General features: G+C 37.7%; 22 protein-coding genes and 1 riboswitch. Of the genes, 17 read left to right on the plus strand and 5 right to left on the minus strand.

Translation table 11 applies throughout. The features are described 5' to 3' along the window. Nucleotides 1-7: 7 nt before the first annotated feature. The 5 genes from cpaB to BHU72_RS04380 are packed head-to-tail and all read left to right on the plus strand — an operon-like array spanning nucleotide 8 to nucleotide 4,897. Nucleotides 8-709 (plus strand): Flp pilus assembly protein CpaB, encoded by a 702-nt coding sequence (gene cpaB / locus BHU72_RS04360; protein WP_069701414.1) that lies wholly within the window; start codon nucleotides 8-10, stop codon nucleotides 707-709. After that, entirely contained in the window at nucleotides 690-1,541 is an 852-nt protein-coding gene (locus BHU72_RS04365) for a CpaE/TadZ family protein (protein WP_069701415.1), read from the plus strand. The genes cpaB and BHU72_RS04365 overlap by 20 nt, the downstream gene beginning before the upstream one ends. Next, nucleotides 1,538-3,010, plus strand: coding sequence for a TadA family conjugal transfer-associated ATPase (locus BHU72_RS04370; RefSeq protein ID WP_069701416.1), 1,473 nt, complete (start codon nucleotides 1,538-1,540; stop codon nucleotides 3,008-3,010). Before BHU72_RS04365 ends, BHU72_RS04370 begins: the two co-directional genes overlap by 4 nt. 2 nt (nucleotides 3,011-3,012) lie before the next feature. Beyond that, complete coding sequence (locus BHU72_RS04375; protein WP_069701417.1) at nucleotides 3,013-3,972, plus strand: type II secretion system F family protein; 960 nt, start codon at nucleotides 3,013-3,015, stop codon at nucleotides 3,970-3,972. A gap of 4 nt (nucleotides 3,973-3,976) precedes the next feature. Then, entirely contained in the window at nucleotides 3,977-4,897 is a 921-nt protein-coding gene (locus BHU72_RS04380; protein WP_069701418.1) for a type II secretion system F family protein, read from the plus strand. A gap of 44 nt (nucleotides 4,898-4,941) precedes the next feature. Here the strand turns inward: BHU72_RS04380 and BHU72_RS16365 are convergent, their stop codons facing one another. Next, nucleotides 4,942-5,970, minus strand: a complete 1,029-nt coding sequence (locus BHU72_RS16365) for an HD-GYP domain-containing protein (protein ID WP_069701419.1) — start codon at nucleotides 5,968-5,970, stop codon at nucleotides 4,942-4,944. Between the two features lie 406 nt (nucleotides 5,971-6,376). Here BHU72_RS16365 and BHU72_RS04390 point away from each other — a divergent pair, with 406 nt between their 5' ends. Genes BHU72_RS04390 through BHU72_RS04400 form a run of 3 tightly spaced genes read left to right on the plus strand, consistent with a single transcriptional unit; the run spans nucleotide 6,377 to nucleotide 8,875 of the window. Further along, nucleotides 6,377-7,174 (plus strand): ComEC/Rec2 family competence protein, encoded by a 798-nt coding sequence (locus BHU72_RS04390; protein ID WP_176720395.1) that lies wholly within the window; start codon nucleotides 6,377-6,379, stop codon nucleotides 7,172-7,174. A 12-nt stretch (nucleotides 7,175-7,186) separates the two neighbouring features. Continuing rightward, nucleotides 7,187-7,477 (plus strand): hypothetical protein, encoded by a 291-nt coding sequence (locus BHU72_RS04395; protein WP_069701420.1) that lies wholly within the window; start codon nucleotides 7,187-7,189, stop codon nucleotides 7,475-7,477. Between the two features lie 27 nt (nucleotides 7,478-7,504). Then, on the plus strand, nucleotides 7,505-8,875 hold the full coding sequence (locus BHU72_RS04400; protein ID WP_069701421.1) for a TrkH family potassium uptake protein: 1,371 nt from the start codon (nucleotides 7,505-7,507) through the stop codon (nucleotides 8,873-8,875). A gap of 107 nt (nucleotides 8,876-8,982) precedes the next feature. Here the strand turns inward: BHU72_RS04400 and pckA are convergent, their stop codons facing one another. Together pckA and mnmL are read right to left on the minus strand one after the other, a co-directional pair. Further along, complete coding sequence (gene pckA / locus BHU72_RS04405) at nucleotides 8,983-10,554, minus strand: phosphoenolpyruvate carboxykinase (ATP) (RefSeq protein WP_069701422.1); 1,572 nt, start codon at nucleotides 10,552-10,554, stop codon at nucleotides 8,983-8,985. Nucleotides 10,555-10,604: 50 nt separating this feature from the next. Then, entirely contained in the window at nucleotides 10,605-11,567 is a 963-nt protein-coding gene (gene mnmL / locus BHU72_RS04410) for a tRNA modification radical SAM protein MnmL/YtqA (protein WP_069701423.1), read from the minus strand. A 167-nt stretch (nucleotides 11,568-11,734) separates the two neighbouring features. Between mnmL and BHU72_RS04415 the strand changes: the two genes are divergently transcribed. After that, a complete protein-coding gene (locus BHU72_RS04415; protein WP_069701424.1) occupies nucleotides 11,735-12,475 on the plus strand; it encodes an SIR2 family NAD-dependent protein deacylase in 741 nt (246 codons plus the stop codon). Between the two features lie 18 nt (nucleotides 12,476-12,493). On the opposite strand, the gene BHU72_RS04420 is transcribed toward BHU72_RS04415, so the two are convergent. After that, a complete protein-coding gene (locus tag BHU72_RS04420; protein WP_069701425.1) occupies nucleotides 12,494-12,772 on the minus strand; it encodes a late competence development ComFB family protein in 279 nt (92 codons plus the stop codon). Between the two features lie 58 nt (nucleotides 12,773-12,830). Beyond that, nucleotides 12,831-14,741, minus strand: coding sequence for a DUF294 nucleotidyltransferase-like domain-containing protein (locus tag BHU72_RS04425; protein WP_069701426.1), 1,911 nt, complete (start codon nucleotides 14,739-14,741; stop codon nucleotides 12,831-12,833). Between the two features lie 182 nt (nucleotides 14,742-14,923). Then, nucleotides 14,924-15,022, plus strand: a riboswitch (TPP riboswitch). 139 nt (nucleotides 15,023-15,161) lie between these two features. Here BHU72_RS04425 and thiS point away from each other — a divergent pair. From thiS to BHU72_RS04465, 8 genes are all read left to right on the plus strand, one after another. Further along, the gene (gene thiS, locus BHU72_RS04430; RefSeq protein ID WP_069701427.1) at nucleotides 15,162-15,365 is read left to right on the plus strand and encodes a sulfur carrier protein ThiS; all 204 of its coding nucleotides are present in this window, start codon (nucleotides 15,162-15,164) and stop codon (nucleotides 15,363-15,365) included. Between the two features lie 56 nt (nucleotides 15,366-15,421). Beyond that, complete coding sequence (locus BHU72_RS04435; protein WP_069701428.1) at nucleotides 15,422-16,195, plus strand: thiazole synthase; 774 nt, start codon at nucleotides 15,422-15,424, stop codon at nucleotides 16,193-16,195. Between the two features lie 8 nt (nucleotides 16,196-16,203). Further along, the gene (gene thiH / locus BHU72_RS04440) at nucleotides 16,204-17,307 is read left to right on the plus strand and encodes a 2-iminoacetate synthase ThiH (RefSeq protein ID WP_069701429.1); all 1,104 of its coding nucleotides are present in this window, start codon (nucleotides 16,204-16,206) and stop codon (nucleotides 17,305-17,307) included. Nucleotides 17,308-17,321: 14 nt separating this feature from the next. Next, nucleotides 17,322-17,933: a sulfur carrier protein ThiS adenylyltransferase ThiF gene (thiF, locus tag BHU72_RS04445; RefSeq protein ID WP_069701430.1), complete on the plus strand. Its 612-nt coding sequence runs from the start codon at nucleotides 17,322-17,324 to the stop codon at nucleotides 17,931-17,933. Between the two features lie 27 nt (nucleotides 17,934-17,960). Continuing rightward, entirely contained in the window at nucleotides 17,961-18,620 is a 660-nt protein-coding gene (thiE, locus tag BHU72_RS04450) for a thiamine phosphate synthase (protein ID WP_069701431.1), read from the plus strand. Between the two features lie 22 nt (nucleotides 18,621-18,642). Further along, the gene (gene thiD, locus BHU72_RS04455; RefSeq protein ID WP_069701432.1) at nucleotides 18,643-19,428 is read left to right on the plus strand and encodes a bifunctional hydroxymethylpyrimidine kinase/phosphomethylpyrimidine kinase; all 786 of its coding nucleotides are present in this window, start codon (nucleotides 18,643-18,645) and stop codon (nucleotides 19,426-19,428) included. 21 nt (nucleotides 19,429-19,449) lie between these two features. Beyond that, nucleotides 19,450-20,751 (plus strand): phosphomethylpyrimidine synthase ThiC, encoded by a 1,302-nt coding sequence (gene thiC, locus BHU72_RS04460; protein ID WP_069701433.1) that lies wholly within the window; start codon nucleotides 19,450-19,452, stop codon nucleotides 20,749-20,751. A gap of 207 nt (nucleotides 20,752-20,958) precedes the next feature. Then, nucleotides 20,959-21,375 (plus strand): bacteriohemerythrin, encoded by a 417-nt coding sequence (locus tag BHU72_RS04465; RefSeq protein ID WP_069701434.1) that lies wholly within the window; start codon nucleotides 20,959-20,961, stop codon nucleotides 21,373-21,375. Nucleotides 21,376-21,377: the final 2 nt, after the last annotated feature.

Genomic DNA, 21,377 nt, shown 5'->3' on the forward strand with positions numbered 1-21,377 from the left:
TGAGAAAATGAGATCAAAATTCTTTTTTATCTTAGCAATTATCATGGGTTTGGTTACCACGGCCCTTTTCTATAACTATATGAGTCAAATGAGCAAGGAAACAGTGCTTAATGAAACGCTCGTTGATGTCATCGTTGCAAAAGAGAAAATATCAAGAAATCAGATGATTTCAGCCAATGTATTACAATTATCAGCAGTACCTGCGGTATCAGTCCATCCAAATAGCGTACAAAGCTTAGAACAAGTTATAGGCGCTTATGCAACTTCTGATATTGAACCTGGTGAAACTATTTTAACTCATCGCGTCCAAAAAGAAGTGGGCGAAAGCGAAGTTCTAGCAAGAAAAGTCCGAAATGGATATAGAGCGGTATCTGTAGGTGTAAATTTTGTTCAATCGATTTCTAATATGATTCATCCCAATGACTATGTTGATGTGATTGTCAGTGAACAAGTCCAAGTTGGAGACCAAAAAATCATTCAATCGCAGTTGATTTTAGAGAAAGTGAAAGTATTAGCAATTGGTCGTAAAATGTTAGAAGCAACCAGTCCAGAATCCTATGTAGAGTATACCTCAGTCACTTTAGAGCTGACAAGTCAGGATTCCGTTAAGTTAGTAAATGCTGCGGAACGAGGAGAGATTCAATTTACGATGCATAGTCGTATTTTGCCACCTAAGGAGGGGGCAGCCAATGAAAAACTTGCAAACTAATGAAATCCCACTCAATGATAAGGCAAAACGCGGGGAAATGATTACTGTGTGTAGCGCTAAGGGCGGAGTCGGCAAAACGATGCTATCCGTCAACTTAGCGGTAGCTTTAGCAAAAAAAAATATGAAGGTATGCATCCTCGATGGCGATTTTCAGTTCGGTGATGTAAGTTTAGCAATGGACATTCATGCTACGTTTACAGTAAAAGACATCGCTGAGGAAATGGACCGCATGGATGCTACGACGCTGTTAAGTTATCTAAATCGACATGAAAGTGGTGTCGATGTCCTATCAGCACCAGATCGCCCTGAATTTGCAGAATTAGTCACAATACCAGTGTTGGAACGTACACTCGATTTTCTACTGCAGCAATACCACTATGTCATCGTAGATAGTGAAGTTGGATTCCAAGAGAAAAACTTATATCTTAAGGAGAAATCAGACACCTTATTAGTTGTCACCAACTTAGAAATGACAACCTTAAAAAACACGAAAATTATGCTTGAGACATTATCGGTATTAGGATTCCGTGAGAAAGTCCAGGTTGTCATTAATCGAGCAGATATGGAAAGTGTCATTCAAGCCACAGATGCTCCAGATATTTTAGGAGTCGCATCACCTATCTATATTCCTAACGATTTTCAGACAACTTCACAGTCTATCAATATTGGAGTACCATTTGTGATTAATCGTGGGCGAACGGACATTGCGAAAGCGATTTTAAAAACAGCAGATATAATGACAAGTCGAAGAGAAATTGCGACGTTCGAAGCACCAAAGCGAACAATTTTCGAGAAATTCTTTAAAAGAGGTCGAAATGAGGGGAACGAATGAGTTTACTACAGAGAATTCAATCCCAATCTATCACTCAAGACGGATCACATAATCCTATAGATGGAAAAGATAAGACTGAGAAAAAGGATATACTGGCCTCTTACAGAGAGTCAAAAATCAATGAATTTAAAGAGACTAACCCAGCAGAATACAAAGAATTAGAACAGCAAAGAAAGCAAAATGTATTACTCAAAAAACAAAAACAAAGTGCGCATGACAATAAACATCAAGAAATAAAAAATTTGCTACACAAAAAAATAATTACAGAGCATAAAAATCAATCGGTTGATGAGATTATCCCTCATCTTGACTCTATGGCAATAGAAATCATTAAGGAAGATGATTCTTTGCGAGGAAAAGTTGATAGAGGTAAAGTTGTCAACGAATTGATCAATGATTTAACAGGCTATGGCCCTATTAACCCGTTGCTTTTAGACGAAGATATATCAGAAGTTATGGTAAATGGTCCGAATCAGGTATACGTTGAACGTAAAGGAAACTTAGAACTGACAAATATCACGTTTCGAGATGATGAGCACGTTCTCAATATTATAGAAAAAATCGTTGCGCCGATTGGAAGAAGAATTGATGAAAGCAGTCCAATGGTAGATGCTAGACTTCCTGATGGATCACGTGTGAATGCAATCATCCCTCCACTTGCTTTAAAGGGCCCAACGATTACAATCCGAAAATTCGCAAAAGACCCCTTTGTTATCGATGACTTAGTCAATTTCGGTACAGTATCTAGAGATATGGCAACATTTTTAGATGCATGCGTAAAAGCGCAATTGAACATTTTTGTCAGCGGTGGTACTGGCTCAGGGAAAACGACAACATTAAACGTATTATCCGCATTTATTCCTAACGATGAAAGGATAGTTACTATAGAAGATGCTGCAGAATTACAGCTTTGGCAGGATCACGTAATATCCCTTGAGTCGAGACCACCGAATATTGAAGGAAAAGGAGCTATCACAATTCGCGATCTAGTAAGAAACTCTCTTCGTATGCGACCAGATCGAATTGTTATAGGTGAGGTTCGTGGGGGCGAAGCTCTAGATATGTTGCAAGCGATGAACACAGGTCACGACGGGTCATTAGCTACTGGTCACTCCAATAGTCCACGTGACATGATTTCTAGATTAGAAACAATGGTGTTAATGGCAGGTATAGAGTTACCAATTAAAGCGATTCGTGAGCAAATCGCAGGCGCGATTGATATAATTATTCAACAGTCAAGATTAAAGGATGGATCAAGAAAAATCGTTAATATTACAGAGGTTCAAGGTCTTGAGGGAGATGTTATCGTCTTACAAGATATCTTCTCGTTTAAACAAGAAGGCGTGGATGCCAATGGCAAGATTATAGGAAAGTTGTCACCGACAGGTATTCGACCGAAGTTCTATGACCAACTAGAAAAATCAGGGATTCATATTCCTGCGACCGTATTTATGGATCGTGAGGTGTAGTGATGGAATGGATTATTATCGCTTGTTTCTTTGCTACATCAGTCTTGATTTTTTATGCAATTCTTTATATGATGGTGAATTCCGATCAAAGGTTAGAAAAAAGAATCTATCATTACTTAGATGTAAGTGAAACTAAAAAACTAGAGCCAAAACAATGGAACATGCTGATGCATCTGTATACATTGAAGAATAAAATAGCAAAACCACTAGCATTAAATAAAAACGTACAATTAAAAATTCGAATAGAAAGCGCTGGACTGCCTTTAAAACCAGAAGAGTTTATTATTTTTCAATGGATAGCTACTTTTTTATGCGGAGGCGTCTTTTATTTAATCAGTGGCAAGCTCTTTCCACTCTTATTAGGTCTGGTGATTGGATATATCGTTCCTGATTTTTGGTTGAAAAGTAAACAAAACAAGCGACTCAATGAGTTCAACGCAGCTCTGCCAGATATGATAACAACAGTAGTAGGATCATTGCGAGCAGGTTTTAGCTTTCCACAAGCTTTGAAAACCGTAGCGGACGAAACGAAGGGTCCAATGAAAGAAGAAATCGATAAACTATTAAAAGAATTACAATTCGGTTTAAGTGTTGAAAACGCGCTAAACAATCTAAATGAACGTATGCCAAGTGAAGATTTAGAACTTATGATTCACGTTATTATCATCCAGAGACAAGTAGGCGGGAATCTAGCAACAGTACTTGATAAAATCGTAGATACAATTCGCGAAAGAAAACGCATTCAACAACAAATCATCACATTAACTGCACAGGGTCGTTTATCGGGAGTTGTCATAGGACTACTACCAATAATCTTAGGAATTGTTATCTATTTAATTGAGCCTGATTATGTAGGAACGTTGTTCTCACATCCTATAGGGATTGGTATGTTAATCATGGGAGTTATTAGTGGGATTATAGGGTATGTATTAATTAGAAAAATGACTATGATCGAGGTGTAATACGATGATGTATCTGACATTGTTTGTTACAGTCACAACCTTAATATATGCTGTATTTATTCTGCGTGATGAGAAGGTAGAAACTGTAAAAAAAAGATTAGCATTTCTGGATAAGGATAAGCAGCATGTTGAAGTTATTGAGAAAAGCGATGATAAGTCTGGATCAATAATTAGACGATTATTCCATCCTCTATGGGTTCGTCTCAAACGGGCGTTCCGTCAGAAAATATCAGTAGATAAAATAGAGAAATTGGAACAGCTACTATTGCAAGCAGGAAATCCATTTAGTTTAACACCCATTGAATTCCGATTAATACAAATGATTTTCATGGTATTAATACCATCCATAAGCATCCTATATGCTTTTATGCTAAAAGTTAGCGTTCTAGGAATCATGATGTTTATAATGATAGGATTTGCAATCGCAGCATATCTGCCATATTTTTATTTAAAGCAAAAAATAGCAGAACGTACGCGTAATGCTCAAAGGGAACTGCCAGATATCTTGGATTTACTGACAGTAAGTCTAGAAGCGGGATTGGGATTTGATTCAGCACTAAGTAAAGTTGTGGCAAAACAAGAAGGAGTATTATCTAAAGAATTTCACCGTTGTCTAGAGGAAATTCGATTAGGTAAAACACGAAGAGAAGCACTCATTGGGGTTCGTGAACGAGTTCAAACGAATGACATTAACATCTTGATTAGTAGCATTTTACAAGCTGAGAAGTTAGGGGTAGGGTTAGTGCAGGTTTTCCGTGTCCAATCCGCAGAAGTACGTGAGAGAAGAAGACAAAGGGCGGAAGAAGCAGCGATGAAAGCACCTATTAAAATATTATTTCCGCTCGTCTTATTTATTTTTCCAAGCATCTTTATAGTTTTACTTGGGCCAGCTGTGATTCAGTTTATTACAACTTTTAGCAAATAATAGAAAGCATAGATACTAGTTCGACTGTATCTATGCTTTCTAATTTATTCCGTAATAATATTTTTTATAAAAATAGTTTTTTCTTTCGATAGATCAATATCTCGTATATCAGCATGGTCAAAACTAGATGAATCGTCATGATTGGCAGAAGATAGAACCCTTACAATAGGTCGAGATGGTAAGCCTCGATGCTGAGCTATGACTACTCCTACCTCATTAGTAGTTAAGGTTACCCAACTGCCTGTAGGGTATACGGCAATAGATTTAAGGAAATGCTTTACTACTTCTAAATCATATCGTGTACCTGCATAACCCATGATATACTCACAAGCCTCAAATGGCGGTAACTTTTGATAGGATATTAGGTCATCATAATAATCAGTGACACCTACAATACGTGCGCTAAGAGGTATTTCACTACCTGCTACACCCCTTGGATATCCTGAACCATCAAGATGTTCATGATGTTGTAGTGCAATGTGGGCAGTAAGGACATTGAAGTCATGTTTTTTACGTAACGTATTAAATCCTACCCAAGGATGATTCTTATCATCATCCTCAGAAACTAGTGTTTTGCCTATATCATGTAATAAGGAACCAATGGCAAGTTCTACTAATTGGATTTGATTCAATTCTAACTTTACGCCAACTACAACAGATAGCATACAAGTATTTAAAGAATGTACAAATAATTCGTTATCCTTAGTCCGTATGTCCATTAAATTGGCGAGGATGTTTTTGTTCTGAGAAATCTCTTGGACAAGAGTATTAGCAACACTTGAAATCGGCTGGAGGTTAAAGTCTTTACCCGCTTGCACACATTGCATAGCAACTGATAGCTGCTGTATGGCTTCCCGTCTAGTTTCCTCAGTTACTAAATCTTGTGTTTCTTCAATATCTTGGAAACGGTCATCTAGTATGTACAGTGCGGATACACCAATATTACGTAATCTAGTAATTAGACCAACCGTAAGTTCTACACCCTTTTTTAATAAGATACCACCGTTTTCTTTATAGATGTTTCTTCCTAATTTTTGCCCGTATTGGACATTGTCGATAGACGTATAAATCAAATAATTCACTTCCTAAATTATATGTAATGGTATATTAGAACTTATTCAGATTGGGTCAATAGTATTATAATAAAAGAAAAAAATAAAAAAATAAATAGATATTTGTGCCTATTCACGACAATTCTTTCATTTTGAAACTAACTATGATAATATAGAAAACGATTTTCATGTACTATCAGACTTTATATAATTAACGTAGATAGTATAGCTTTGCATTAGCAACACATCAGTAATAAATTACTGTGTTTTTGCGTCAGTGCAACTAAGGCATTCTCTTCGCTAAAGCTTGGTGAATGCCAAGTTTTCTTTATAGGAAGGCAAGGGAAAGCCCATGTTTAATTCTAGAAAAAATTATAAAATGAAATCGAGTCAATTAATATATCTGGGAATTTTCCTGTTCATCCTATTGATTTCTAGTTATTTTCAGAATGAGACGAATACAAGTATAACCAGTGATGGGATAGACGTCTATTTTTTTGATGTTGGTCAAGCGAATGCTACTTTAATTCAAGGGCCTGATTTTAATATTTTAATTGATGCAGGGCACTATCAGAGAAACGATGTAATATCTCATTTGCAAAGGATTGGGATACAAGAGCTAGATTTATTGATAGGGACCCACCCCCATGCGGATCACATTGGTCAATTTGATCAAGTGTTGGATCATTATCCTGTCAAGGAAGTATGGTTGAGTGGAGATATACACACTTCCAAAACTTTTGAAAAAGCCATCGATGCTATCGAAAGGTCGGGGGCAGGGTATCATGAACCAAAAGAGGGAGAAATTCACCAAATAGGTCAATTAACAATTGAAGTATTAAATCCTAATGAACTGAATGGTAGATTCCATGATGGATGTATAGCGATTCGAGCAATCTATAAAGATTTTTCTGTGCTTTTAACTGGTGATATAGAAGCAAATGTTGAAGAAAGAATCATCAAAGGTAATAAAGATTTACAATCCACCGTTTTACAATTAGGTCATCATGGTTCTAAGACTTCCACCACAGAAGCTTTCCTAAAAGCAGTGAATCCGAAAGTATCCGTATATAGCGCAGGTAAAGGGAACGACTATGGGCATCCCCATGATGTGGTAATCAATCGCTTACAATCATTAGGAATGCTATACTTTGGTACTGACTTACGCGGTACCATACGCATATTTTCTGATGGGAAACAATTCCAAATCATAAAAGAACGATAAAGTGGTGATGTTATGGAAGTGAGAGGTTCTATCGATAAAATATTAGAACAAACAATTGTCATTGTCTTAGATGATTATTTGATTCTTAATAACGATAAAAACTTATTAGAACTTGTTTGCTCCTTTGAAGATATTGTAGGAGTTCCTATTGAAGGGGGACGGGTTTTGATAAAGTATACATTAGGAAATAATGAAGACGTCTCGATTCATTCCATTGTTCTTGACATGGAAGATACGAATGATGTAAAACATCGAATAGAGGAAAAGATGAATCGCTTACGGGCAAGAGGTAGAAAGTTATAACGACTAAGAGTTTAGGAAGAGTGAAAGATGCGCATTACAATCCCATTATATAAAAAAATTGAATTAACGGCAGCGCAATTGATTGTATTTATTTATACATTGGCTATTGCGATCTCATCATCTTTGTTAAGTCTCCCATGGGCAAAGCAACCTGGTGTTGAAATGAATTTTGTAGATTTATTATTTACTACTGTAAGTGCTATTACTGTAACTGGATTGACAGTAGCAAATACTGCAGAAACATTTACACCTTTTGGCACTACTATTATTGCAATGCTACTCCAAATTGGAGGGGTAGGAGTAATGACGTTATGGACGTTCATTTGGCTGATATTTGGCAAAAAAATTGGGCTAGGCTATAGACAGTTGATTATGATCGACCAAAATCGAGATCAGTTGACCGGATTAGTAAAAGTCATTCAATTAGTTTTTGGATTTGCTATTGCCATTGAACTGCTTGGTGTTTTGTTCTTTACAAGTATTTTTTATTTCCGAGGATATTATCCTGAACTTAGCCAAGCTTTCTATCATGGTTTCTTTCATTCCATCTCTGCTTATACCAATGGTGGATTTGATATCTTTGGTAACTCATTGCAATCATTTTACCAAGATTATTTGGTCCAGACAGGAACTATTGTATTAATCATCTTAGGGGCGATTGGATTTCCAGTACTCATTGAGGGATGGTCATATGCAGTAGCGAAAAAGAATAAAGAAAAGTTTAGATTCTCTCTATATACGAAAGTAACGTTACTTACATTTGTTATATTACTTGTAATAGGGACTATTGGCATCTTTTTTATGGAACATCAAGGGTATATCAAAGATGCACCATGGCATGAAAAGTTGTTTTTTTCACTATTTAATTCTGTCACGGCCCGCAGTGGTGGTCTATCGACAATGGATGTATCACAAATGTTTGTACCTACTCTACTTTTCCTTTCCGTGTTGATGTTTATAGGAGCAAGCCCTTCGAGTGTAGGGGGCGGTATCCGAACGACAACCTTTGCTACAGTGATTCTTACGATACGCACCTATGCAAGAGGTAGAAAAAACGTTCATGTATTTGGGAGGAGACTAGACGAGGCGGATATTTTGAAAAGCTTTGTAGTGTTTACCTTCGGTGTATTATTAATCGTCACATCAATCTTGATTATAGATTTTTTGGAAATGCATCAGCATTCACTAGTATCTGTCATATTTGAAGTTACCTCAGCGTTTGGAACCTGTGGACTATCGACAGGAATTACACCAGACCTAACGAATATTAGTAAATTTATTTTAATGGGTCTAATGTTTATAGGGCGAATAGGAATTCTTGCGTTTTTAGTATCGATGAGTGTAGATCATGGACATGCTAACATTAAATATCCAGTAGAAAAAATAATAATCGGCTAGAAAATAAGCGAACAGAATAAAGGCTGTCTCAACATGATTGAATTCAAATCATTTTTGAGACAGCCTATTATTTTATGAAGTATATGAATATTTAAAGTCTAAATAATTTATTTAATAGGTCCCGCATTGATGATAGACTCAGGCATGTCAGAGAACTTCAAGAAGTTTTTCTTAAAACGATCGGCAAGGTCTTGTGCCTTCTCGTCATATGCATTTTTATCTGCCCAAGTATTACGAGGAATCAGCACTTCATTAGGAACACCTGGGCAAGAGACAGGCATATTAAACCCAAAGATTTCATCTGTTACGTATTCCACTTGATCTAAAGTCCCATCCATAATCGCGTTAATCATACTGCGTGTATATGGGAGATTCATACGTTTTCCGACGCCATAAGGACCACCAGACCAACCAGTGTTTACTAAATAAACTCGTGCGTTACGTTGCTCAATTTTTTCCCCTAGCATCTTAGCGTATACTACAGGAGGTAATGGCAAGAACGGAGCGCCAAAGCAAGTCGAGAAAGTAGCTTGCGGCTCTGTAATTCCTCGCTCTGTACCAGCTAGCTTACTTGTATAACCAGACAAGAAGTGATACATAGCTTGTTCTTTCGTAAGTTTAGCAACTGGAGGTAAAACACCAAATGCATCAGCAGTTAAAAATACAACAACATTTGGATGACCAGCAGTACCTGCTAAAATCGCGTTCGGAATATAATGAACTGGGTACGCTGCACGAGTGTTTTCTGTAAGTTCAGAACTATCGTAGTTCGGGTTTCTCTTCTCATCAATCACAACGTTTTCTAATACAGAGCCGAATTTAATAGCATCCCAAATTTGTGGTTCCGTTTCGCGAGAAAGTTTAATGCATTTAGCATAACATCCACCTTCGAAATTGAAAACACCATGATCTGACCAGCCATGCTCGTCATCACCAATCAAGAAACGGTTCGGGTCTGCCGACAAAGTTGTTTTTCCAGTGCCAGATAATCCGAAGAATAATGCAACATCATTGGATTGCCCAACGTTTGCTGAACAGTGCATCGGAAGAATATTTTGTTGAGGAAGTATATAATTTAGCAAGCTAAATACAGTTTTTTTCATTTCACCAGCATATTGAGTACCACCGATGATCACAACTTTTCTAGAAAAGCTCACGATAATAAAAGCTTCTGAATTTGTTCCGTCAATTTCAGGAACTGCTTGGAACCCTGGGGCAGACACAATTGTAAATTCTGGTTGGAAATTTACCAATTCGTTAGATGTTGGGCGGCATAGTAACTGTCGAATGAAAAGATTATGCCAAGCGAATTGATTCACTACACGAATCGGTAAACGATATCGCTCATCTTTACCACCAAAACCTTCGAATACATACTTCTTTTTATCTTCTAAAAAGTTCAGTACTTTTTCATAGAGAAGATCAAATTTCTCAGCAGAGAAAGGTTGATTGACTGTACCCCAATCAATTTTACTATGTACTAAAGGCTCATCTACAATAAACTTATCCTTAGGCGAACGACCAGTATACTTCCCAGTTGTAGTCCTAAAGGCGCCGGTTTCTGTTAATACTCCTTCACCATTTGCTAACGCTCGTTCTACTAATAATGGAACAGGCAAATTCTTCTCTGTTAAGCTAGAATTTACAAGACTGCTTAATTTGTCTCCTAGGGTATCCATACTAACTTCCTCTCTCGTGTATTTTCTATATAGTAATTCAAATCAATATCCTATTTAATAATTGTAGTATTATTTGAACTGTTATGCAACAAAAAATCTTCCCTAAGTTTACCTTGTTCGCTGGAACGTTTTGCTAATTCAGTATCAATAGCATTAAGGACTTCCCATTTTTTTAGGCTCCATGTGGGTCCTATCAGTAATTCTCTAGGACTATCACCAGTTAATCGATGAATAATCATTTCCTTAGGCAATATTTCAATCGTATTTACAACTAATTGAATATACTCGTTCATAGTTAAAAGAGGGAATGGATTTGCTTGATAATAAAGCTCTAAAGGGGTATTTTTCATCACATGAAGCAGATGGAATTTTATTCCTTGGATTGGTAATGAAGATACCGCTTGTGAGGTTGTAATCATGTCTTGTTCCGTTTCACCTGGTAAACCGTAGATTATATGAGCACAAGTTTTTATTTTATGTTTTTGTAGTTTTTGCAGTCCTTCAATAAATTCTTGATAGGTATGACCTCGTTGGATCAGCATACCAGTATCGTCGTGAATCGTTTGCAGCCCTAACTCAACCCAAAGATATGTTTTTTGATTAATCTCCGATAACAAATCAATGACTTCATCAGGTAAGCAATCAGGCCTTGTGGCAATCGATAGGCCCACAACACCGGGAAAATTTAGAGCTTGATCATAGATTTTACGCAAAAAATCTATTGGTCCGTAAGTGTTTGTAAATGCTTGAAAATAAGCAATGTAATTTGCCTCCGGCCACTTGTTATGCATCATTGTTTTTGTCTGTAAGTATTGCTGTTCAAGATTTAAGTGTACCTCTCCAGCATAATCTCCAGAACCTCTACTACTACAGTATATACAACCAGAGGTTCCTAATTTCCCATCTCGATTTGGACAGGTGAACCCAGCGTCAAGTGGTAATTTAAATATCTTTTTTCCAAATGTTTGTCGTAAATGGTAGTTCCAAGAGTGATAACGTTTATCGCCCCACACATGATCACCTCCACAAGGATGTTGTTACGTTCTGCCATTAAGAATATACCATGTATATCAATTTTCTACAAAAAATCATTTCTTCCATCCTTTACATGGTGTACATACTTAGATAAAATGGCTAAAAGGAATAATTCCACCAATAGGTGATATAGGATGATAACTTAATGAACAACATAGAACAACTAGTCTCGTGGATGAAAGAATCACAATTGACAACAGTATTTACAGGTGCAGGGATGAGTACGGAATCAGGATTGCCAGATTTCCGTTCAAATAACGGATTGTGGAAAAGCGGTGATCCGAGCAAATTAGCATCTACAGAAGCACTAAATGATAATTTTAAAGAATTTATCGCATTTTATCATGAACGAATCTTACAATTAAAACAGTATACTCCCAATGAAGGACATAGAATATTAGCGAAATGGCAAGGGGATGAATTGATTCATGCTATCATTACTCAAAATGTTGACGGTTTCCATCAGCTAGCTGGTGCGACAAACGTATTGGAACTACACGGAACATTAGCTAAAATGAGATGTCTGGGATGCCGTAAAATTTATGATAGTATGGACTATATAGCTGGACAAGAAATTTGTGTGAAATGTCAGGGGAACGTACGACCATGTGTAGTACTATTCGGTGAAGCATTACCACAAATGGTATTAGAACTAGCTTTTGCAGAAGCTGCGCGTAGCCAATTATTCATCGTATTAGGTTCATCACTTGAGGTTTCTCCAGCAAATATGCTGCCATTGCATGCAAAAAATGCAGGGGCTAGACTATGTATTATCAATAGAGACGAAACTCGAATGGATGTAGAAGCGGACTTAGTTATTCGCGAAAATATTGGAGCTGTTTTAGAAGAAGTAAATCGCCAATTCACAACAAAAAAAACCCGGTAAGGGTTTTTTTAATTCGTACTATAGTTTTTCATGATTTGGTTTTTTATTGACTATATCAATTGCCTTCGTAATTTCAATGACCGCATCACTATTAAACTGATTCGATAAAGTATTAAGTTTTGTGAACACTTCGCCTTTGCGAGTGCCTACATATTTTGGGGGCAGATGATTTAATGCAATCGCCATAATATCAACTTTACATTCTTCACAATCACACACGTGATTCGATTGCTGTAGAACATCTGCTAATGCATCTTCCACTACTTTTTCCATCATGTTATATAATTTGATACGCATAGGATACCTCATCCCTTACTGGTTTCTTTTCATCGTTTTGTTAGAAGTATAGGGTAATTTAATCTTTAGTAACAAGGAAATTAGCAACGCTTTTTTGTAGCTTTTGTGTAGTAAGAAGTGCTTCTTTCAAGATTTCAAGTTCATCTTTGCCAAGCATATGTGGTTCTACTTTGTGGTTTGGCTTTTTATTAAGCTTTCTCTTACGTATATTTGCTTCTAATGATAACTTTAGTAAAATTTCTAATGCTTCTTTATATTTTTTTGCTTCAAATTTTGAAAAGTGACCCATATCTACTAGTTCGTCAATGCGTTCAAATGTTGAGTTCTTTTCTGCTCCGAAACGTAAAGCATAGAGTCTGACACAATTTACAATGTGCATAAAACCATCATTGCGTAAATCAATTAAACCTTTATCTTCACCAGATTGTGCCGTTACAATTTGCCCCAGAACATCGATTGGGACGTCCTTTTGCAATTCAATCGATGCTAGGTTATGGACAAACATCGTAGCTGGCTTTGCCTGATCGATAATATAATAACGTAAATCTTCCGCAATTCTTTTCTTACCATAGATGAAACGGAAATCCAATAGGTAAGTGGAGAGCTGGATTTCATCTTGTTTGGATGAATTTAGCCATTGGTTCACTTGCTTGAACCAATTCGTTAAAGACAAGCACCAGGCAGGATTATTAGCAGTTATGTTCTGCTCGGACGCTAATAAACCACAATCTTCTAAACCTCTGACTATTTTTTCAGTGAAAGCAGTGAAGTATTCTTCTACCTTTTGTACACGATTTGGTGGTGGGTCATTATATAAAAGAGCATTCGTTTGGAATGTACGTAAAATTTGTTCTTTTCGTCCTGCATCTCCTAGTGATAGCCAGCAGTATTCCACCGGTGGTGCGCCTAATCCGTCGTCTATCATCTGTTTTTCGACAATTTGAATGATTTTACGTACGACGCGATCTTGGAATTCGGTAAGAATCGTGCTAATTTCGTAAGCTGGTGCCTGCTCATTTATTAAAGCTTCCAGCACTTTATCGATTTCTTTTTGAGCATTAGCTAACTCTTCGATTGTCGATTGTTTTTCTATGCTGTCTACAATCGATAGGGTACCAACACTACGAGCCTTCATTAAGTCCTTTACAGTTACAATCCCAATCAGTTTATCGTCTTCGATGACTGGTAAATGTTTTATATGATTTTGCACCATCTTTAGTAGGGCATCGTAATAATATGCATTGGCTTCAATAGTATGTAGTGGATGGCCCATAATTTCAACGGCAGTTATGTTCGTAATATCTTTTTCCTTTGCTATAACTTTTTTGATTAAATCAGATTCCGTTACAATACCCATTGGAACATTGTCATTTTTCTTAGTTACTACAATAGAACTGATTTTATGCTCAAGAAATAATTTAGCGATTTGTGTTATTTTCTCGCTCGGTGGGCAAGTAAGTACTCGTGCTGTCATAAATTCACCAATTTTTTTGCGGAATGGTAAAGTTTCAATGCCCAGCTTATGATGGGAGATTTCTTCGTGTAATTCTCGATAGATTTTCAATAACCGTTCACTGATTGTACGGGTCATTTCTTCAGAGAAAGCTGGGTTAGAATTTACAAGTTCCAGGAATGTTTGACGACTTAAAGCTAAGCATGTAAGGGGTTGCACAGCTTGCACGGAGATTGGTGGTGCAGATGCTGCCATCGCTGCTGCTTCACCAAAGAAACTACCTGGTCGGAAGAATTCAATCACCGATTCTTCACCATCGGACATAGTTAGCATTGCCATTGCCATTCCTTCAATTACTACGTAAACCTCATTTAGTGCCTCTTTCTCTTTAAATACGAACTCTTGCTCATTGTACGTTTTTAAATATGCCTTTTCTACAAGCTCATCTATAGCAGAAGTAGGAAGCTTATTAAAAGGGGAAGTCTGTACTAAAATATCGCGTGTTTTCTGTTCCATTTAGACACTCCTTCCAACGATTTTCTTAGTTTAACAATAATATTTAGGGATGAAAAAATCAACCAAAATGTTCTAGTTCCTATAGATGGGTAGTATACCCATTTTTCATTATATCATGTTATTAGAAATAATCCTTTACATATGTATTATAACAGGATAAAATTTGTGTATTAACCGAATATTTCACAAGCTAGGGGAGCCGATAATGGCTGAGAGGAGAAATCCGACCCTTTGAACCTGATATGGATAATACCAGCGAAGGAAAGCTTAGAGAATGCTATATGTAATGCTTTGCTTATTACATTAGGATTATTAATCACTAAGCTTCCTGTATATCAGGAGGCTTTTCTTGTTTTTTATTATGATTGATCTTAAGAAATAAGTATTTATATCAATATATAGAAGAAAGGAGAAATGTAAATGAAGGTGACAATTAACGGCAAAGAAGAGCAACTAACAGTAGAAGGGTTAAGTATCTTGGAATGGGTTGTGGAAAAAGGCCTACAGCCGCAGCAATTGGTCATTGAACACAACGGTCAGGTAATCGAACAAGAACAATGGTCCCATATAACTCTGAAAGAAAACGATCAACTAGAGGTATTGCGTTTTGTAGGGGGAGGTTGATTTTGTGACCGGCATTAGGAACGAATCGATTTGCATATAGCAAAGGGGGAACTGTTGTGGGTGAACAAGATACATTAGAAATTGGTGGACAATCGTTAACGAGCCGCTTGCTAGTCGGTACGGGGAAGTTTGCCAGTCATCAGGTAATGCAAAAATCAATTCTTCACTCACAAAGCCAAATAGTAACAATGGCGTTGCGAAGAATTGATTTTGACTCAGAACAAGAAAATGTACTGAATTATATTCCAGATACTTGTACACTTTTACCGAATACATCGGGAGCTCGTAATGCAGAAGAAGCTGTACGAATCGCCCGCATTGCAAAGGCTGCGGGTTGTGGGAACTGGATTAAGATAGAAGTAATTAAAGACAATAAATATTTGCTGCCTGATAATTACGAAACGATAAAAGCTACGGAAATCTTGGCCAAAGAAGGGTTTATTGTACTACCGTATATGAGTCCAGACCTAATGGTAGCGAAGCAGTTAGTTGATGTAGGGGCAGCGGCAGTGATGCCATTAGGGGCACCTATTGGTTCGAATCGTGGATTACTAATGAAAGAAATGATTCGCATATTAATTCAGGAGATATCGTTACCAATCATTGTAGATGCTGGCATTGGTAAGCCATCGCAAGCAGCAGAAGCAATGGAGATGGGGGCAGCAGCAGTGCTTGTAAACACTGCAATTGCTACAGCAGATGATCCTGTGTTAATGGCAGAGGCCTTTGCGCAAGCAGTGAAGGCTGGGCGTACAGCGTTTTTAGCAGGCCCTGGCGCAATTAAGGAGTATGCGGAAGCTTCTTCTCCATTAACTGGGTTTCTGAAGTGAGGGATGATATGAGTTTTTATCCAGTCTATAAAACGTATGAGCAATACTCCATTGAAGATTTTTTTCTTACGATTACCGATTCTCATGTTCACAAGGTATTACAAAAGGAATCGCTTGATGAGTGGGACTATTTAACACTACTATCACCAACCGCTGCTAACCATCTGGAAACAATTGCCCAAAAGGCGAATCAAGTAACAGTGCAATACTTCGGGAAGACAATCGGGCTATATACACCCATCTATTTATCAGATCACTGTGTAAACCAATGCTCATATTGTAGTTTCAATAGTAAGCACACATTTCGTCGGAATAGACTCACGATGGAGCAGGTAGAGCAAGAAGCCAAGATTATTGCTGCCACAGGGCTAAAACATATTCTGGTACTTACTGGGGAATCTCGCAAAGTTTCACCTGTATCCTACATTCAAGAAGCTGTTCAGGTGCTTAAGCGCTATTTTTCATCAATCTCAATTGAGATTTACCCTCTAGAACTAGTTGAATATCAATCACTATGTAAATCCGGTGTGGATGGTTTGACAATTTATCAAGAAGTATATGATGAGGCAATTTATAAGGAAGTCCATGTTGCAGGGCCAAAAAAGGATTATCTGTACCGTTTAGATGCACCAGAACGAGGGTGTATTTCGGGAATGAGAACTGTCAATATAGGCGCGTTACTTGGACTTGGAGACTTCTACAAGCAGGCCTGGGCAACAGGGCTTCATGCTCAATATCTGCAGCAGAAATATGCTGATGTAGAAATAGGTGTGTCATTACCAAGAATGCGCCCTCATATCGGTAGCTTTCAGCCTCACTCGATCGTAGATGACCGTCAGATGGTCCAAATGTTGATGGCTTTGCGTTTATTTATCCCAAGGATAGGAATTAACATATCTACCCGTGAGCAATCGCAATTTCGGGATTCAATTCTGCCTCTTGGAGTCACTCGAATGTCAGCAGGGGTGTCTACGAAAGTAGGTGGACATAGCGGGCAGGAAGATACTTCAGAACAATTTGCGATTTCTGATACACGCTCTGTAGACGAGATGATGAGGATGATTTACCAAAGGAATTATCAGCCAGTATTGAAAGATTGGCACTTAATTTAGAAGGAGGGGATTACTTGAATCCATTTGAACAAGCCCTTGCTAACTACATGGGAGCGGGAAATCTAGCAAAGGTACAATCTATCACCATTGGAATTGCAGGTGCAGGAGGACTGGGTTCGAACTGTGCGTTTAATTTAGTTCGAAGCGGCTTCCGAAAGTTTGTAATCGTAGATTTTGATGTATTAGAATATAGCAATTTAAATCGACAATTCTACTTTATGGATCAAATTGGAAGACCTAAGGTGGAAGCATTGAAAGAAAATTTATTAAGAATTAATCCAGACATTGAAGTCTCAATCTTTCAAACTAGACTGGAAAGCGATAATTTGGAGGTATATTTTGGCAATTGTGATATTATTGTAGAAGCGTTTGACACGGTAGAAAGTAAAAAAATGATTGTGAGCAAATATATGAACTCGCAAAAAAAACTTTTAGTATCTGCTTCAGGTTTAGCTGGATGGGGAAATAGTGATGACATAAAAGTTAGTAAAATTAAAGATTCATTTTACTTAGTTGGTGACTTACAGTCAGGTGTTTGTCATGGCGTGCCTCCGATATCGCCAAGGGTGAACATTGCGGCAGCGAAACTAGCAGATATTATTTTAGCCAATGTATTAAGTGATTGAGACTATAGTAGAGTAGGGATGTCTATTATGAAGAGTAGGAATGATGCGCGGCAGTTATTAAGAAGCTTATTCTCTGATATATATTGCATCACTTCAGAGGAACATTCACAGGGTCGTTCAAATATTTCCGTTGTACAAGAAATGATAGACTCTGGGATTCGTATCATTCAATATCGAGAGAAAGATAAGAAGGCGTTATACAAATACCAAGAATGCGTCGCTATTAGAGAAATGACGAAGGCAGCAGGGGTTACTTTTATCATCAATGACGATATCGACCTAGCAATAGCAATTGGTGCTGATGGTGTACATATTGGTCAGGAAGATTTACCACTACCAATTGTTCGACAGCTCGTAGGAAGTGATATGTTCATAGGGCTTTCCACGCACGCTCCTGAACAAGCGATACAAGCTTTGGAATTAGGTGCGGACTATATTGGTGTAGGTCCAATCTACAAAACTTTCACTAAGAAAGATGTCTGCGAACCAGTGGGGTTAGAGTATCTAGATTTTGTAGTGAAACATATTGATATCCCCTTTGTAGCAATTGGCGGTATTAAAGAGCATAATATCCAGCAAGTAAAAGAGCGAGGGGCCAACTGTTTTTGCCTGGTAACAGAAATCGTCGGTGCTGCTAACATCTCACATACGATACAGCAAATCCGAAAGCGAATTCAATCGGTATAGTTTTAAAAGGAGTGAGGATGTATTGAAAACAGGTTTAACAATTGCTGGTTCCGATTCTTCCGGTGGAGCGGGAATTCAAGCAGATTTGAAAACGTTTTCAGCTCTTGGAGTCTACGGAATGAGTGTTATCACGGCAATTACAGCCCAAAACACAGTGGGAGTTCAGGCCGTTGAGGAAGTAAGTGGTAACATGGTAGGACAACAAATTGATGCGATATTTCAGGATATTCCAGCAGATGCAGTGAAAATTGGGATGGTATCTAGTGCGAATATCATACAGGTAATTGCGGATAAAGTGAAGCAGTACAATATGAAACATGTCGTACTAGATACGGTCATGATTTCGAAGAGTGGCTGTCATTTACTAAAGCCAGAAGCCATTGAAGCCTTGAAAAAATATTTAATACCATCTGCATATATCGTTACCCCGAATATTTTCGAAGCGGAAGTTTTAACAGAAATGAAAATTCGAACAATTGAAGACATGCAATCTGCTGCTCGGAAAATCTATGAAATGGGAGTTCCGTATGTAGTAGTAAAAGGTGGGCATTTAGAACAACAAGATTGTGTAGATATCTTATATGATGGTTCGGATTTTAGATACTACTCTACTAATAGAATTGATACGAAAAACACACACGGAACTGGCTGTACGTTTTCGGCGGCCATTGCTTCCCATCTGGCATTAGGGAAATCAGTCGAGGATAGTATCGATGCAGCAAAACAATATATCACGAAAGCGATTGAGAAATCTCTCTCCCTTGGCAATGGAGTAGGTCCAACTCATCACTTCCACGAATTTTATTAAAAAATATTAGGAGGAGTTCCGTTGACACAATTTGAAAGTGCACGATTAGGAATCATTACAGAGGAAATGAAACAAGCTGCAGAATTAGAGGGTATTTCACCAGAAGTTATACGAGAAGGTATTGCAAAAGGAGAAATCGTCTTACCTCGCAATATTAATCATAAGGGCATTAGGCCAATAGCCGTAGGAAAAGGATTATCCACTAAAGTAAATGCCAATATTGGAACTTCTGAATCTTATCCGGAACTAGAGAACGAATTACTTAAGTTAGAAGTAGCGTTAAAAGCTGGCGCCCATTCCGTGATGGATTTAAGTACTGGTGGCGATATTGATCAAGTACGTCGAGAAATTATCAAAAGATCAGATGTAATGGTTGGTACAGTTCCAATTTATCAAGCGTTAGTAGAAGTGGCTAACAAAGGAAAATCACTTGTTGAGCTAACGGCAGATGACATGTTCAAATCGATTGAGAAACATTGTAGTGACGGGGCAGACTTTATAACAGTACACTGCGGTGTAACGATGAAGGTTATTAATGAGTTGAAAGAAAGAGGCCGTGTCATGGATATCGTCTCTCGTGGCGGTTCATTCATGACAGCTTGGATGCTTCACAATAATCAAGAAAACCCGCTCTTCTCACAATTTGATCGCATGTTAGAAATAGCCAAGAAATATGATGTAACCTTAAGTCTTGGAGATGGATTACGCCCTGGATGTTTAGAGGATGCAACGGATAGCCCACAGATCCAAGAAATGATTATCTTAGGAAGCCTAGTCAAACGTTCAAGAGATGCTGGGGTACAGGTTATGGTTGAAGGACCAGGACACGTTCCGTTAGATCAAATCGAAGCAAATATGAAAATCGAGAAAACATTATGCTTTAATGCTCCATTCTATGTTTTAGGGCCATTAGTGACAGATATTGCACCTGGTTACGATCACATTACATCCGCTATCGGTGGGGCAATCGCAGCATCTAGTGGTGCTGACTTCTTATGTTATGTTACACCAGCAGAACATCTTGGTCTTCCAACTCTAGAGGACGTGAAGGAAGGTGTCATAGCTTCTCGTATTGCAGCCCATGCAGCAGATATTGTGAAAGGTGTTAAAGGGGCGAGAGAATGGGATTTAAAGATGGCACAAGCCCGTAAAGCATTAGATTGGGAAGCACAAATTAATCTAGCAATTGATCCAGAGAAAGCATCTCGACTTCGCAAGGAGAAGAATAAAGATGAGGAAGAATGTTGCACGATGTGTGGACAATTTTGTGCATACAAATTAATTAGTGAGCACCTCGGAACCACGTATAAAGGCGGCTGCTAAAAGATAATAACAGACACAATTTCATTTTTCCAGAACACATCTATAAACTAGAAATAGTATAGATGTGTTTTTTTGAAAAAGTATGAGTGAATATTAGAATTGAGATAAAAGTAAAAATATTCTGATTTTAGCAGGAATATAAATATAGATATAGAATTTATTAATTATGTTAAATTATTCTAAACATAAAAAGGTGGGAATGCAGCGATGATGTGGAAAGAAAAGTATAGAATAGGTGTACCATTAATTGATGAACAACATGAAGAACTTTTTCGTAGAGTCTCTGCTTTTATCGAAACGGTACAATCGCAAGGAGATTGGGATTCCAAACTAGAAAAAGTAAAAGAGACATTAGCGTTTATGCAGGAGTATGTAGTCAGTCACTTTAATGACGAAGAAGCATTTCAAGAACAAATAAATTACCCAGATATAGAGAACCATAAGCAATCGCACGTGCAGTTTAAAGATGCTGTTGCAGTATATGCCAACCGTTTTGAAAATGAAGGGTTAAATGAAGAATTAGTACAAGAGTTTGGAGGCAAGTTAGTCACTTGGCTTATTTTACATGTGGCTGCCACAGACCAAAAATTAGGTCAGTTTGTCAAAAGCAAGGAGGAAGAGTAAAC

It is taken from the genome of Desulfuribacillus stibiiarsenatis, from assembly GCF_001742305.1.
Taxonomy (GTDB): Bacteria; Bacillota; Bacilli; order Desulfuribacillales; family Desulfuribacillaceae; genus Desulfuribacillus_A; species Desulfuribacillus_A stibiiarsenatis.